Annotated in this window: 9 protein-coding genes; 5 read left to right on the top strand and 4 right to left on the bottom strand. The window is 66.7% G+C overall.

The window, feature by feature from the left end:
• Nucleotides 1-9 precede the first annotated feature (9 nt).
• Both G6N50_RS05555 and G6N50_RS05550 read right to left on the bottom strand, forming a co-directional pair.
• Nucleotides 10-1,263 carry a PPE family protein gene (locus G6N50_RS05555; RefSeq protein WP_083099030.1) on the bottom strand — a complete coding sequence of 418 codons (1,254 nt, stop codon included), beginning with the start codon at nucleotides 1,261-1,263 and terminating at the stop codon, nucleotides 10-12.
• A 496-nt stretch (nucleotides 1,264-1,759) separates the two neighbouring features.
• Nucleotides 1,760-1,954, bottom strand: coding sequence for a ferredoxin (locus tag G6N50_RS05550; RefSeq protein WP_083099032.1), 195 nt, complete (start codon nucleotides 1,952-1,954; stop codon nucleotides 1,760-1,762).
• Between the two features lie 289 nt (nucleotides 1,955-2,243).
• Between G6N50_RS05550 and G6N50_RS05545 the strand changes: the two genes are divergently transcribed.
• Complete coding sequence (locus G6N50_RS05545) at nucleotides 2,244-3,407, top strand: cytochrome P450 (RefSeq protein WP_083099034.1); 1,164 nt, start codon at nucleotides 2,244-2,246, stop codon at nucleotides 3,405-3,407.
• Between the two features lie 37 nt (nucleotides 3,408-3,444).
• Here the strand turns inward: G6N50_RS05545 and eccCa are convergent, their stop codons facing one another.
• Together eccCa and eccB are read right to left on the bottom strand one after the other, a co-directional pair.
• Nucleotides 3,445-7,608, bottom strand: a complete 4,164-nt coding sequence (eccCa, locus tag G6N50_RS05540) for a type VII secretion protein EccCa (protein ID WP_083099036.1) — start codon at nucleotides 7,606-7,608, stop codon at nucleotides 3,445-3,447.
• Entirely contained in the window at nucleotides 7,605-9,122 is a 1,518-nt protein-coding gene (gene eccB, locus G6N50_RS05535; protein ID WP_083099038.1) for a type VII secretion protein EccB, read from the bottom strand. The genes eccCa and eccB overlap by 4 nt, the downstream gene beginning before the upstream one ends.
• A gap of 425 nt (nucleotides 9,123-9,547) precedes the next feature.
• On the opposite strand from eccB, the gene malQ reads away from it, so the two are divergent.
• From malQ to G6N50_RS05515, 4 genes are all read left to right on the top strand, one after another.
• Entirely contained in the window at nucleotides 9,548-11,716 is a 2,169-nt protein-coding gene (gene malQ / locus G6N50_RS05530; protein ID WP_083099041.1) for a 4-alpha-glucanotransferase, read from the top strand.
• A 35-nt stretch (nucleotides 11,717-11,751) separates the two neighbouring features.
• Nucleotides 11,752-12,633: an LLM class F420-dependent oxidoreductase gene (locus G6N50_RS05525; protein ID WP_083099043.1), complete on the top strand. Its 882-nt coding sequence runs from the start codon at nucleotides 11,752-11,754 to the stop codon at nucleotides 12,631-12,633.
• The gene (locus G6N50_RS05520) at nucleotides 12,630-13,100 is read left to right on the top strand and encodes a nuclear transport factor 2 family protein (RefSeq protein ID WP_083099045.1); all 471 of its coding nucleotides are present in this window, start codon (nucleotides 12,630-12,632) and stop codon (nucleotides 13,098-13,100) included. The genes G6N50_RS05525 and G6N50_RS05520 overlap by 4 nt, the downstream gene beginning before the upstream one ends.
• A 306-nt stretch (nucleotides 13,101-13,406) precedes the next feature.
• On the top strand, nucleotides 13,407-15,149 hold the full coding sequence (locus tag G6N50_RS05515; RefSeq protein WP_083099047.1) for a molybdopterin-dependent oxidoreductase: 1,743 nt from the start codon (nucleotides 13,407-13,409) through the stop codon (nucleotides 15,147-15,149).
• The last annotated feature ends 6 nt before the right edge of the window (nucleotides 15,150-15,155 follow it).

Genomic DNA, 15,155 nt, shown 5'->3' with positions numbered 1-15,155 from the left:
TGGCTTCCGTCATCCGGCCGACGGTGGGCGAGTCAGCACGCTGTAGCGGAAGCCGTATTTGTTGACGTAGCCGGCCGCCGCGCCGCGGCGCCCGACCGATCCGACCGGCATGCCGCGCAGAAGACCATTGGCAGGCGAATTCGCCCCGCCGGTCGCTGCGGCTTGAACCGGGGTGGCCTCCTCCGACAACGCCGCCGGACTGACCGCCGAGGTCAACGTCCCCCAATGCTGCGGGACCGAGAGCATCCCGACCCGGGCGGCCTGCCCCGCCCCGGCCGAGACCGCGCCCACGTGGCCCACACCACCCAAGTTGCCCAAACCCAAACTCGCGAACTGCGGAGTGGGATACCACGCACCACTGGCACCGGCCGTACTACCACCGGGACCGAAGACCAACTGCTGGGCCAGCTGCGCCCAAAAGGCGGGAATACCATTCGAGAAATACGCAAGACCGGAGGTTTGCTTGAAGATCGTCGTGTAGAAGGTGGCGTTCAGCCCCAGGTAGTTGTTCGTCGGGGTCGGCAAACCCGACTGCATGAAGTTCTGGATCGCACTCGTGAGCCAGGTGAACGGCCCGGGCTGCGAGGTTGTCGTTACCGCCGCGGGCTGGATCGCTGAAGATGCGTTCAGCGTCGCCATTTGCGAAGTCGCGTTGGCCGTGGTTTGTGCGGTGTTGCCCGCCGGCTGGGCTAGGGCCTGGCTCACCGCGGCCGCCTGGTCGGCACCCGCCTCCGGCGTAGTCGTGTTTGGTGGCGTGACGAACGGGCTCAACGTCGAGGCGGCCGCCGACGACGCCGCGTAACCGTACATAGCACCGGCGTCCTGGGCCCACATTTCCATGTACTGCGCCTCGGTCGCCGCGATCGCCGGAGTGTTCTGCCCAAAGAAATTCGTCGCAATCAGGTTCGCCAGCAAGACTCGATTGGCCGCGATCACCGGCGGCGGCACCGTCATCGCAAACGCCGCCTCAAACGCCGCCGCAGCCGCCCGGCCCTGACTGGCCGTCTCCTCGGCCTGCGCCCCCACCGCACTGAGCCAGCTCACGAATGGGGTGATCGCCGAGACCATCGACATCGATGCCGGCCCCACCCACGGCCCGCTGGTCAGCTCGGTAACCACCGAGTTGTAGCCGCTGGCCGCTACACCCAATTCCGCCGCAAGCTCATCCCATGCGGCGGCCGCGGCCATCATCGGCCCCGACCCCGGACCCGCATACATGCGACCGGAATTGATTTCGGGCGGTAACGCCGCGAAGTCAAACACCGTGTCCTCCTCAGTTGGCCGGGAGCGCAAGCGGTCTCGGCTGTCACATAGGAATCAGTGGTGGCCGTGGTCACGGCTCTGTAAACGACGCCACCGGTGGGCTGCTGCGTCCACGGGAGCCACGATCGGGACCGCTTGGCCCCGCATCCCCATCAGCCGAGCCGGACGACGCATCGTGACCAGTTGACTGCGTCCGCAAAGGTGGTCTGCCACCGCGCTTCTCGGACATCTGGTCAGGAACGTCATGCACCTTCTGGCCTCGGCTAATCCCCCACTATCAGCAACCAAGCGGCAGCTCGCGTGTGCCCGAACTGCCGCCCGGCACTGAGATTAGTTCGTTATGAGGCAAACACCGACACCCCAAAGCCACCTGTTCATCAATGGCCAGCCACTGTTCATTCCCGGTCGGCGAGAGTTCATAAATGGCAACGGATTGTTCATCAATCGTTTGCCTACTGACCAATCGCCGCGGGACGCCTCCCGGCGGCACGCGCCGTCAGTCCTCTTCGAGAATCAGCGCCATTTCGGGGCAGGAAGCGACGCCGTCGCGGGTCGCTTGTTCGTCCTCGGGCCTGACCTCGTGCTCCTCGAGAATCGAATAACCGGACTCGTCAATGGGAAACAGGTCCGGGTCGACGGCGTAACACTGGGCGTGGCCCACACATCTCGACTGTTCCAGACGGACCCTCACGAGGCTTCCTCCCTAGGTGGCCCGGTATGCCGGTCGACGTCTTCGCAATCGGCCGAGCTTGGGTTTCACGAGTCGATACCCAGATTAGTCGGTCGGTAAAGTGTCGAAGATGTTCGCCAACCGATTCCGGGTACCGGAAACCCTGGATTAGTTCGAGCAGGCGGATCGTGTTCCTTTGCCGCGCATGCAATATTGATGTGCCGCCACGTGTTGATATCGCCCGAGTCCGACAAAGGTGCAATCGCGTCAGGGTTATTCAACACAGCCAGACAACCGGAGATCCAAGCGCATGAGCGAAGGCCAACAGGGCTCTTTCTACCTACCCCGGCTCGATTTCGCCGAACTACCGATGACGGTTGATCGGGGCATCGGGTGGAAGACGCTGCGCGACGCCGGACCGGTGGTGTTCATGAACGGCCACTACTACATCACCCGCCGCGAGGATGTGCTTGCCGCACTGCGCAACACCAAGGTGTTCTCATCGACGGTCCTGCAGCCCCCGGGACACCCATTGCCGGTGCTGCCACTGGCATTTGACCCGCCGCAGCACACCCGCTACCGCCAAGTTCTGCAGCCCTACTTCAGCCCGCACTCGTTGAGTAAGTCGCGTCCGGTGCTGCAGCGTCACGCCGGCGACATGATCGGGGCCCTGGCCGGGCGGGGCGAGTGCGAAGTGATGGCGGATTTCGCACACCTGTACCCGTTTCAGGTCTTCATGGACCTCTATGGCCTGCCGCTGGAGGACCGCGACCTTCTCATCGACTGGAAGAACGCCGTCGTCGGCGAAAAGCCCTTCATTACCCAGAGCGACGTGGAGAAGTCCGAGCGGCTGCTGGCGTATCTGGTCGACGCGATCGCGCAGCGCCGGCAAAACCCGGGGTCGGACATGTTGTCGCAAGTGATGACCGGCAAGGGCGACTTCACCGACCTCGAACTCCTGGGCATGAGTCACCTGTTGATCCTGGCCGGGCTGGACACGGTGACCGCGGCCATCGGATTCTCGCTGTTCGAATTGGCACGCAGACCACAGCTGCGCAAAGAGTTGCGCGACAACCCTAAGCAGATCAGGGTTTTCATCGAGGAGATCGTCCGGCTCGAACCGTCGGCACCGGTGGCGCCGCGGATCACCACCGAATTCGTCGAAGTCGGCGGCATGACGTTACCGCCCGGCACATCGGTCCGGCTGTGCATGGCGGCGGTCAACCGCGACGACAGCGACGCGATGTCCACCAACGAGCTCAACATGGACGGAAAAGTCCACCGGCACTGGGGATTCGGCGGTGGGCCGCACCGCTGCCTGGGCTCTCACCTGGCGCGCATCGAGCTGACGGTGATCGTCGCGGAGTGGCTCAGCCAGATTCCGGATTTCGAACTGCCCGAGGACTACTCCCCCGTGATCAATTACCCGTCAAAGAGCTTCGCGCTCAAGGCATTACCGCTGCGCTGGGGCTGAAACCCGCCCGGTCGGCCCCGGCGCAGCCGCGCCCGTCCTACTTACGCAGCTCGGTCGCTGCGACCTGGACGAACACGCCGGTGTCTTCGGCCATCAGCAGGCCTCGACCACGCGGCAGCGGACCACCCTTCATCTTGCCGCGGATGAATCCCTCGTCGGGGTCGGCGTCCATCACCAGCAGCGGCGCGTTCGCCTGGGCCAGTGCCCGCAGCATCGGGTCGCTGCCGGCCGAGGACCAACCACCAAACGTGCGCGTGACGATCACGTGCAGGCCGACATCCGCGGCCCGGGTCACCCACGGGGCCGCCTTGTGCAGCGGCGAGTCGAAACCTGCCGGCAGCTGCTGGATGTCGTCGACGATCAAGAAGATCTCCGGCCCGCTCCACCAGTTCCGCGACAGCAACTCCTCGGCGGACAACCCCGGCGGCGGCTCGCGGCCGGCCAGGACCGCGGCCAGTTCGCCCATCATCGCCTGCACGCCATCGAGGTTGTAGGCGAACTTCTCCACGTAATCGGAGCCGAGCGCGGTCAGCAGCTGACGGCGCGGGTCCACCAGCCACACCTGCGCCGAGGGCTGCCCCGGTGGCGGTGGCGGCGCGCTGGTTGCTCCGGGTGCATACAACCGCCCGATCTCGGACATGATGGTGGCCAGCGTCGTGGTACGCCCACATTCGCGACGGCCGGTCACCATCAGGTGCGCGTTCTCGGCAAAGTTGAGGTACACCGGCGACAGGTCCAATTCCGAGATGGCCCAGGCGATTCCGCCCGCACCGACGCCCTGGCGGGTGTCCTGCGCGGCAAGCTCCCGAAGCTGTTCGACACCGAAGATCGCCGGCAGCCGGCGCACCGGCGGAGCCTGACCGCTCGCGATCCGGCTGACCGCTTCGGCGATGCTGTCGGACTCGAAGCTATAGTCCGGCGTGCTGGCCAGCGCGGGCCGCGCCACCAGCGTGTGCAGACCGGACTGCGGGTCGGCGTCGAGGCGGACGTAGTTGACCGCGACCATGCCGCGACCCGGCTTGACCGGAACGTCCTTGGCGAACCGCGAACGCACCAGCTTGGCGTCTTCCACGGCCGCCAGCCGCAGCTCGACCCGGGAGCCGAAACCGCTGCGCACCGGCGGCCGCAGCTCCGATTCGCGATCGGCGGTGACCACCACGTGCACCCCGAACGAGGGGCCCTGATTGATGATCACGTTGACCTGCTCGATCAGGACCTCGTTTTCTTCGGCCAGCGCACGGTAGTTATCCACCACCAGGTAGACGTCGCCGAAGCCGTCGTTGGGAACCGGGCCGGGCTCACCGCCGAACTTCCGCCGCCGGAACACCTCCATCGAGGCGATCCCGTACTCGAGGAAGCTGCGCTTGCGCTCGCGAACCAGGGCCAGCAGTTCGGCCACCGTGCGGCGCACACCGTACGGGTCGGTCGGGCCGGCCACCTCACCGACGTGGGGCAGACGCGCGACCGTGGTCAGCGCGGTGCCGCTGTAGGCCAGGCAGTAGAACTGGATCTGCTCGGGTGTGTGGGTCAGTGCCGCCGAACAGATCAGCGTCTGCAGGGCGGTGGTCTTACCCGAACCACCGGCGCCCAGGATCAAGACGTTGGCACCGGGCCCGGAGGTGTCGACCGTCCACGGCGGCTGATCGTGCTTGAACGGGCGGTCGATGATTCCGATCGGGAAGACCAGATCGCGCGCGGTGCCATAGTCCTGCTGCCAGGGGTGGCCGAGGAACCGGTTCACCAACTCGTCGATGGCGACGGGCTGGTTCAACGGCGGCTGCCACAGCCGGTACGGCTGGAAGTCGATCTTGCGCAGCTGGTCGATGATGACCGTACCGACCTTGGGCGTCCTGATCCCTTCGGCGTCGTCCTCCTCGGTGGCCTCGATCGGGAGCGCGTCACCGTTCGCCGGGACGGCCGGGGTGATTTCCGGCCCCCCGACGCTGACCTCCAGCGGGGTGAACGAGTTGGTGAACAATTGCGGGCGGACGTAGTCGATGCTGTGCACCAGCGCCGGCGCTTCGTCCCCGTCGTCGGTGAGGCCGCGCGGGAAGTAGTCCCGCCACAGGAACTCGGCCTGGAATCGGGTGATGTCTTCCAGGCTGCGGCGGAAGTAGCCCAGACCGGCCTGAGCGGGCAGGTTGACCGCGTTCGGCACACCGGCCGCCTGCGCCGCACCGGCGGTACGCGCTTTCAGCACCAACCGGTAACCCATGTTCTCCATGAGCTTTTCGGCGCGGCTCTCGATGGTCTGCGACGCCATCATCAGGTGGATCCAGTACGCGCGGCCCTGACGGCCGATCGAGTCGAGGACGTCGACCGCCGTCGGCATGATGCGGAACCACTCGTAGAACTCGTCGATGACGACCACGAGCATCGGCAGCGGCGCCATGTCCTGGCCACGCGCGCGCATCCGGCTGCGCACCGAGTTGTATTCCTTGGCGTCGTCGACGCCGGCGCTGTCGCAGATCGCCTTGCGGCGGGCGATTTCACCCCACAGCGCGTCCAGGAAGCGCTCCATCAACGCCTGGTCCTCTTCCAGGTCGGTGATGATCCGGGACACGTGCGGGACGCCGGCGAACGGCTTGACCGCCGACCCACCCTTGAGGTCGGCCAGCACGAACTGCAGCTCCTCCGGCGGATGGCTGAGCATCAGCGATTCGATCACGGTCCGCACCAGGGTCGACTTACCCGAACCGGTCGTACCGGACATGACGCCGTGCGGACCGTCGCCGCCTTCGTCCAGCGACTTCATGTCCAAGAACAGCAGCTCGCCATTGTCGGAACGGACACCGAACGGCGCACGCAGCCGCGACCGGCCCATCGAGTCGTTGCGGCTACCCCACAGCGCCTGGAAGTCGATGTGGCCGGGATCGTCAATTCCGTAGTAGGCCATGATGTCCCGGGCGCCGATGTGCGCCACCCGCTGGCCGATTTCTTCGTATGCCTCGGCGAGGCGCCACCGTGCCAGCTTCTGCGAGAACTCCTCCGCCTCGGCGATGCTGATGTGGTCGGTGAGGGCGAAGAACCACGGCTTCTCGTCGATGACCATCCAGGTGTCGCGGTCGCGGGGCAGCGCCTCGATCACACCCTTGTCGTCGAACCGCAGGGTGCGCTCCGGAACCGCACTCCACATCGCGGAGCCGGTGAGGTCGAAGAACGTCACCCCGTCGACGCCCTCGCCGCTGATCACGTACTCCCATTGCGGGTCAACGACGTCGGCGATGATGACGGTGTGGGGCGTCGGCGTCTGGGCCGACGAACTGGCGTGGCGGGGCGTGAAAGACCCACGGCCGGCGAACAATTCGGCCTGCTCGGCGGCGAACTCGCGAACCGCGCTGTATACCATCCGCGCGTTGCCGGCGGCGTCCTGGCGGCGCGGGTCGCCGAAGTGCGGCAGCCACTTCACCCAGTCCCATTCGTCCAGATTCGAACTGACCACGATCATCCGCATGTGGTCGGGGCCGTGCGAGAACGCCAGCTGGCAGATGATCGCCCGCATCAGTCCCACCACCTGCTCGCGGTCTCCGGCCAGCGAGTACCAGGGCTCGACCAGCACCGAGATCATCTTGGGCAGGTTGTAGACGACGCTTTGATAGCGACCGAATTCCTGAAGTGCCTTACCGGTCACCGGCTCGAGCTCGATGTCGGTGGGCATGTTCTGGGGCTCACCCCAGGTCACTTCGGGACGCGTCATCCCGACGCCGACGCGGACCACGCCGAAGTTCAGGTCTTTGCCGTCGGGTTTGCGTTCCCACATCCGCGACGACCCGACCGCGGCGGCCAGGGTGGTGGGTGCCGGATGGAACCACCGGTAGTTGGCGTCCATGCTGTCGGCCGACTCGTGCGCGGTCTCGCGCAGCATGTCCAGCATCAGCATGAACTGGGCACGCATCGAGTCCAGCTTGGGCCGGCTCATCTGCTGCTGGCCGCCGAACCGGCCGCCGAACATCATCATCGCGACGCCACCGATCATGAAGATCGGGAAGATCGAGCCCGCGCCACCGAACACGTGCGAGCCGCTGGCGAAGGTCATAGCGACCATACCGATCAGCAGGCCGACCACCACGACGCCGACCACGATCAACCACCAGGGCTTGCCCTCCGGCGGCGGGATGCTCAGCGGCGTCGGGAGGACGATGTTCTCCGGCTTGATTACCGGAGGCTTCTCCGGCGTCGGCCGCGCAAATCCACGTTTCACTTCGGTACCGTCAACTCTCCTGGAGACATATCCATCGGTAGCGTGTCGTGCTCCACCAGCGCATCCGCCCGCGACAACGTCGGCCCTTGCGGTAGCAGTCGCAGTGCTACCCACGGCGCCAGGCCCGGTTTCGTCTTCAGGCCCAACGCCTCTCGTACCTCGCGGGTGTCGTCCACTCCGAACCGGGCACCCGCATCCGTGAGCCACCACAGCGACTCGGTCGTCTTGGCCCCGGGATCGTTTCCGGTGACGGCCACGAAGTTCGCATAGTCGGGCCCGAAGAAGACCTGGTCGGCTTCGCGGCCGGTGGTGTCGGCCTTGACCAGCGACACGACCTTGCTGATGTCCTTCTGCTCGACCGGAATGGTCGCGCCGGAGATGACCTGGACGCGGGCCCGGTTTTCACCGGAGGTCTTCTGCCACCACCAGCAGGTCGCCGGGTTCTCGCGGATGTCCATCACGTTCAGCGGTGCGTCCGGGTAGGACGACAGGTCCAGCTTGTTGACCACCGGCATCTTGGCCAAGGCGGACGGCTCCACGGTCACCGGTTTGGTGTTGCCCGGTCCGGCGTTCTGCAGGATCTGGGCCACCAGCGGTGGGAGCGTCTGCACACCGTCGGCCAACACCAACGAATACTGTTGCGGCCCACTGATTTGCGGGGTGACGATCACCGTGCCGATCGGGCCGGGCGCGTTCGGGAACGACGCCCCGGCGCCCGCGTTCTGAATCTGCGGCACGGTCAGCTCCGGACCCACCGGCAACGCGTCGTAGAGGGCGCGGCTCATCGGCTTCGCCATGCTGACCTGCTCCGGGGTGAGCCCCAGCGGCAGCAGCACCGATCGGTTCGACCCGTCGATGCGGGAGCGGCGCCCGTCCCGGATGACCCAGGCGTCCCCGCTGTAGTTCAGCACCACCGCGTCCGACCCGGACAGCACCCGCCGGTGGTTGCTCAAATCCGGGTTGCCGTCGATCACCGTCACGGTCACACCGGACGGCGCCCCGGCACCGGTCGAGTTCGCGACGGTGTCGCAGACCAGCCAGGACGAGGCGGCCGGATTGGTCGGGTGGAAGCTCGACGGTGCACCGGGGATGCCCACCATCGGTCCGCGCGGCAGGGTGGCGATCTGGTTGGACTTCACCAGGTGCGGGTTGTCCGGGCGACCGGTGATCAGCCGCGCCGACGCCAGGTTGAGGGCCGGGTACAGCTTCTCGCCGACGCGGACGTACAGCGCGCCCGAATCGCGGTCGGCGATGATGGGCGACTCGTTGATCTGGCCCGCCGGGCTGATGAAGGAGTAGAGCAGCGCGCCCAGGCAGATCACCAGCGCGGCGGAGATCGACGCCACCACGGCGAGGTTCTGGCGCCGTCCCGGCTCGACCTCCATGCGGACGCGCCACCGCGTCAGTGCCATCGCGGTCCGGCGTGCAAGGAACTGATAGCCGGTCACCTGGGTCCGCGTCGACAACCCGAGGCCGTACCCCGACCCGCGCTGCCCGCGACTCTCTTCCGCCACTTAATTCACCATCCGGTCTGCTGATGCGCCTGGATATTGTCCCTCGAAACTGATCCAGCGCGAATTACATGACAACCGTAAGGCACCTGCGAGGACCTCGCCACGCGGCGCCAACGCGCATTCACTTCTACATCTCTTTATGCACCCGGATCCGGCCGCGTTCATGGCGCCGGGGCGCCAGCGAGGTCGGCACCAACATGCGCCACTGAGCTGGCAGTTTCTCTTCCCCCACGGATGAGCTGAACGCATCCTTTTCTTCTCCTCAGGGCATCGTAGTGGCCGCGGGCCATCTCGTCCTGTCGAGCGCACGACGCCGTTGATGGCAGGGGGATAAGTGAATGGCAGGCCACCGCCCAGCAAAGAATGCGCTAACTCGCGCCGGGTCCGAGTCGCCGGCCCCCGAATCCGGGCAGCAAGATGGCGGTATGGCTGAACTCGCACCGTCGCTGATCGAACTCGCCCGCAGGTACGGCATCGCGACGGACTACGAGGACTGGACCGGCCGCCGGGTGGGGGTTTCCGAGACGACGTTGAAGGCGGTGCTGGGGGCCCTGGGCGTCGCGGCCGACAACGAACAGGAGCGCAACGTCGCGCTGACCGCGAAGCTGCGGTCGCACTGGGCGCGTCGGCTGCCGGCGACCATCGTCGGGCGTACCGGCGAGCAGATCCGGTTCTGGGCGCACGTCACCCACGGCGATCCCGCCGAGCTGTGGTTGCAACTCGAAGACGGCACGGTGCGTGGCGGTGTCGAACAGGTCGACAACTTCACCCCGCCGTACGACCTGGACGGGCGCTGGGTCGGCGAGGCCAGCTTCCTGCTGCCCGCCCATCTGCCGCTGGGCTATCACCGGGTGCACCTGCGTTCCGGTGACTCCGAGACCAGCACCGCGCTGATCGTGACGCCGGACTGGCTCGGGCTGCCGGAGCGGCTCGGCGCCCGCCGCGCGTGGGGCCTGGCCACGCAGCTGTACAGCGTGCGGTCGCGGCAGTCGTGGGGGGTCGGCGATCTGACAGACCTGACCGACCTGGCGGTGTGGTCGGCGTCTCGCCACGGCGCCGACTATCTGTTGGTCAATCCCCTGCACGCCGCGGCCCCGACCAAGCCGATGGAGCCGTCGCCGTACCTACCGACGTCGCGGCGCTTCGTCAACCCGCTTTATCTTCGCGTCGAGGCGATCCCCGAATTCGCCGACCTGACCAAGCGCAGCCGGGTCCGCCGGCTGCGCTCCGAGGTCCAGCAGCGCGCCGGCCGCGTCGACGCCATCGACCGCGACGGCTCGTGGGCCGCCAAGCGGGCAGCGCTGCGGCTGCTGCATCAAGAACCGCGGTCGGCGGGACGGGAGCTGTCCTACAAGGCATTCCGCGACCGGGAGGGCCGCGCGCTGGACGACTTCGCCACCTGGTGCGCGCTGGCCGAGAAGTACGGCGACGACTGGCATTCCTGGCCCGGGGCGCTACAGCACCCGGACGCTTCCGGGGTCGCGGCCTTCGTCGAAAAGCAGTCGGACACGGTCGATTTCCATCGCTGGCTGCAGTGGCAACTCGACGAGCAGCTTGCCGGGGCGCAGTCGCAGGCAATCCGGGCCGGGATGGCGCTGGGCATCATGCATGACCTGGCCGTCGGTGTGCATCCCAACGGCGCCGACGCCTGGGCGCTGCAGGACATGATGGCGCTCGGGGTGACCGCGGGCGCGCCGCCGGACGAGTTCAATCAGCTCGGCCAGGACTGGTCGCAGCCGCCGTGGCGGCCAGACCGGTTGGACGAGCACGAATATCGGCCCTTTCGCGCGCTGATCCGCGCGGTGCTGCGCCATGCGGGCGGGGTGCGCATCGACCACATCATCGGGTTGTTCCGGCTGTGGTGGATCCCGCGGGGCGCCTCACCCAAGGAGGGCACCTACGTGCGGTACGACCACGAAGCCATGATCGGCATCGTCGCCCTGGAAGCGCACCGGGCCGGCGCGGTCGTCGTCGGTGAGGATCTCGGCACGGTCGAGCCGTGGGTGCGTGACTACCTCTTATTGCGGGGCCTGCTGGGCACCTCGATCCTGTGGTTCGAGCTGGACCGCGACGACCCGAGTGCCAGCGGAGCTCCGCTCCGTGCCGAGCGCTGGCGCGAGTACTGCCTGTCCTCGGTCACCACGCACGACCTGCCTCCGACCGCCGGCTACCTGGCGGGTGACCATGTGCGGCTGCGCGATTCGTTGGGACTGCTGACCCGGCCCGTCGACGAGGAGCTCGACTCCGACCGGGCCGACCTGGCCGCGTGGATAGCCGAGCTGCGCCGGGTCGGGTTGCTCGACGACGGCGACGAGGACGACCCCGAGCAAGTCGTTTTGGCGCTGTACCGCTACCTGGGCAGGACGCCGTCGCGGCTGCTGGGGGTGGCGCTGACCGACGCGGTCGGTGACCGCCGGACCCAGAATCAGCCCGGCACCACCGACGAATACCCGAACTGGCGGGTGCCGCTGACGGGTCCCGACGGGCGCGCGGTGATGCTCGAAGACGTCTTCACCGATCGCCGGACTGCCACGCTCGCCGAAGCCGTGCGTGGCGCGATCGCACCCGTCGCCGCCGAAAGCACGGCCCGCTAGTCGCCCGGTCGAGTGCCTTGTTAGCTTCTGAAGCCATGAAGGTCTCAGTCGTGGCTCCGGTCGCCGACGGTGTCACCGCGGACCCCGATTGGATGGTTGCCTTCGCGCGCCACCTCGAAGCCTGCGGGTTCGAATCGATCGTCGTGGTCGAGCACACCGTTTTGCTCACCCGCTACGACAGCGTCTATCCCTACGACAACTCGGGACGCGTCGGCCTGACCGCGGATTGCCCGATCCCCGATCCGCTTGACCTGCTTGCGTTTCTGGCCGGCCACACGAGCAGCCTGGGGTTGGCCACCGGCGTGCTGGTTTTGCCCAACCACCACCCGGTTGTGCTGGCCAAGCGGGCCGCCACCGTCGACGCGCTGTCGGGCGGGCGACTGCGCCTGTGTGTGGGGGTGGGCTGGCTAGCGGAAGAGCTCGCGGCCTGCGATGTCGAGTTCGACAGCCGTGGCCGGCGGGCCGACGAGCAGTTGGCTGTCATGCGGGCGCTGTGGGCGCAGCGGCCCGACGGGGCGTCCTTCGCGGGCGAGTTCTTCGGCTTCGATCACGTCATGTGCTATCCGAAACCCATTGCGGCCGAACATCTTCCGATCCACATCGGCGGGCACAGCCGGGCCGCCGCGCGCCGTGCCGGACGCCTCGGCGACGGATTCCAGCCGCTCGGAGTCACCGGGCCGCGACTCGAGTCGCTGCTCACGCTCATGCACGACGAGGCGTCGGCAGCGGGCCGCGATCCGGCGGCGCTGGAAGTGTCCCTGGGCCATTCGGTTGCCAAGATCGATGCCGAGCGCGCGGGTGGCCTGGCCGATCAGGGCGCCGACCGTCTGGTGCTGGCCATGCCGCCGACCAGCGATATCGAGCAGGCCAAAGACCTGTTGTCGGCGTGTGCGCAACGGCTGTCGTTGAGCCCGTGACGCTTTCCGCCGAACAGCGTGCCGCGCTCAGCGATGTGGTGCACCGGTATGCGGCCAACGTGGACGACTGCGAATTTGGTGCTGTCGCAAACCTTTTCACCTCCGATGCGGAGCTGGTGGTGCCCGCACCGCCGGCCTATCTGCGGCCGGTCCATTCGCATCGCGGACGGCAGGCCATCACCACCGCGGTCGCGGCCGTCGCCGCGGTCACCCGCACCGAGCACGCGATCATCGGTGAGGTGTACGACGCGGCCCCGCAACCCGGCACCGCCCGCGGGCGGATCGCGTGCGTCGCGCACCACTGGAACGAACGCGACGCCGAGGTGGTGGACGTGGTGTGGCACCTGCGCTATGACGACGCGTACGTGCTGACCGACGCGGGGTGGCGCATCAGCCGCCGGGCATTGACGGTCAACGCCATCGAGACCCGGCCGGTGCGCCGGCTGCTGCCGCAGGACCCCGATTAGCGTGTTGGCAGCAGATTATGCGCACACTCACAGCTAACCTCATCAATTCGTATCTGCGGCGCAAATCGGGGATTCCTTTGGGTAAGTGCGGCTAACGCCGTCGAGGTGCACCCGGATTTTGCGCGCTGGACGCGCTCACCGGTCATCGTCGCCGCTACCGGCGGCGCGACCGGGGCCGTTCTTCCCGATTGACTCCAATTTATCCAGGCTCATTCGTGTAATTTCGGCCGCGTGACGAACACCGTTGATTCCGCGGGGACCGGTGGAGGGCGAGCGGCGCAGCAGGGCTCGGTATCGACGCTGGCAGTGGGCACGCCCCTGACGTCCATCCCGGACTACCGCAACGAGATACACACCGCCGAAGACGTCATCGATGTGGAGCACTACGGTGGCGGCTTCGACCTCACCAGGCGGGCCACCGCCCCGAAACTGCGCATCGGCCGCGACCGGTGGTTCAACCTGCTGTGGTTGATCCCGATCGGCTTTGCCGTGCTGATCGCCGGGATCGCGGTGGGCAAAGGCTTGCACAACGTGCCCGCGGTGCAGTCGTTCCTGCACCGCTACCCCGGTTCGGACAGTGCGGGCGTCCCCCAAGGCCTGCCGGCCTGGATCGGCTGGACGCACTTCTTCAACCTCTTCATGATGATGTTCATCATCAGGACGGGGATCCAGATCCTCTGCGACCATCCCCGGCTTTACTTCAGCCGCAACGCCACCCCGGGTAAGGATGAGTGGCTGCGGGTGGGCCCGCCGGTGCCGGACGACGAGCTGTGGACCGCCAACGCCGACACCGTCGCCCTGCCGCCGCAGTTGGGGCTGCCGGGGTTCCGGCACTCCATCGGCCTGGCCCGGTGGTGGCACCTGGGCGTCGATGTGTTGTGGCTCGTCAACGGCGCTGTCTTCTACGTGCTGTTGTTCGCCACCGGCCAGTGGCGCCACATCGTGCCGACCAGTTGGGACGTCTTCCCCAACGCGGCGTCGGTGGCGATTCAATACCTGTCGCTGGACTGGCCGACCGACAACGGCTGGGTCGCCTACAACGGTCTGCAGCTGCTGGCGTACTTCACCACCGTCTTCATCGCCGCCCCGGCCGCGCTGATCACCGGCCTGGGCATGTCGCCCGCGCTGTCCCAGCGGGTCCACTGGCTCAGCAAGCGGCTGAGCATCCAGCACGCGCGGTCGCTGCATTTCGTGGTGCTGGTCTACTTCTTGTTCTTCATCCTGGTGCACGTCACCATGGTTCTGACGACGAGCGCGTTGCGAAACCTCAACCACATGTTCGCCTCCCGCGATGACAACAGCTGGGTGGGCTTCGGCATCTTCGCCGCGGCCATGGTGCTGACCGCTATCGCATGGGTTTGGGCCACTCCCTTCACCATTCGCCACCCCCGCGTGGTGCAGCGGGTCGGCTATGCGCTGGTGGGTCCCTTCCAGCGGATGCTCGAGCAGCTGGACCCCAAGCCCGGAGCGTTTACCGAAAAGGACATCTCGCCGCACCACTGGCGCAACGGCCGCCTGCCGGAGACGGTCGAGTACAAGGAACTGGAGCGCGACGACTTCAAGGACTGGCGGCTGCGCGTCTACGGTCTGGTTGAGCACCCGATGGAATTCTCGCTCGAGGACTTGATGGCGCTGCCCTACCACGAGCAGATCAGCCAGCACTTCTGCATTCAGGCGTGGTCGGGCGTCGCCAAATGGGGTGGCGTGCAAATGAAAACGATCATGGATATCGTGAAACCGCTTCCCGAAGCCAAATGGGCGGTCTTCTATTCGATGGGCTTGGGCGCCACGGGCGGGATCTACTACAACGCCCATCACATCGGCCAGATGGACCACCATATGACGATGCTGGCCTACAACATGAACGACCAGCAGCTCCCCTACATGCACGGCAGACCGCTGCGGCTGCGCAACGAATTGCAGCACGGATTCAAACTGGTGAAGTGGATCAAGGGCATCGAGTTCGTCGCCGACTACCACGACATCGGCAGCGGTTACGGCGGCTACAGCGAAGACCACAAATACTTCGGGCGGCACCAAACACTCTGAGCCCCG

The organism is Mycobacterium mantenii (assembly GCF_010731775.1).
GTDB classification, from domain to species: Bacteria; Actinomycetota; Actinomycetes; order Mycobacteriales; family Mycobacteriaceae; genus Mycobacterium; species Mycobacterium mantenii.
The sequence above is the reverse complement of the archived record's forward strand: the minus strand, read 5'-3'. Positions and strand labels throughout refer to the sequence as shown.

Excerpts from the sequence above, each read along its gene's own strand:
- G6N50_RS05545 (WP_083099034.1), top strand. The coding sequence starts at position 2,244 with ATGAGCGAAGGCCAACAGGGCTCTTTCTACCTACCCCGGCTCGATTTC.
- G6N50_RS05525 (WP_083099043.1), top strand. The coding sequence starts at position 11,752 with ATGAAGGTCTCAGTCGTGGCTCCGGTCGCCGACGGTGTCACCGCGGAC.
- malQ (WP_083099041.1), top strand. The coding sequence starts at position 9,548 with ATGGCTGAACTCGCACCGTCGCTGATCGAACTCGCCCGCAGGTACGGC.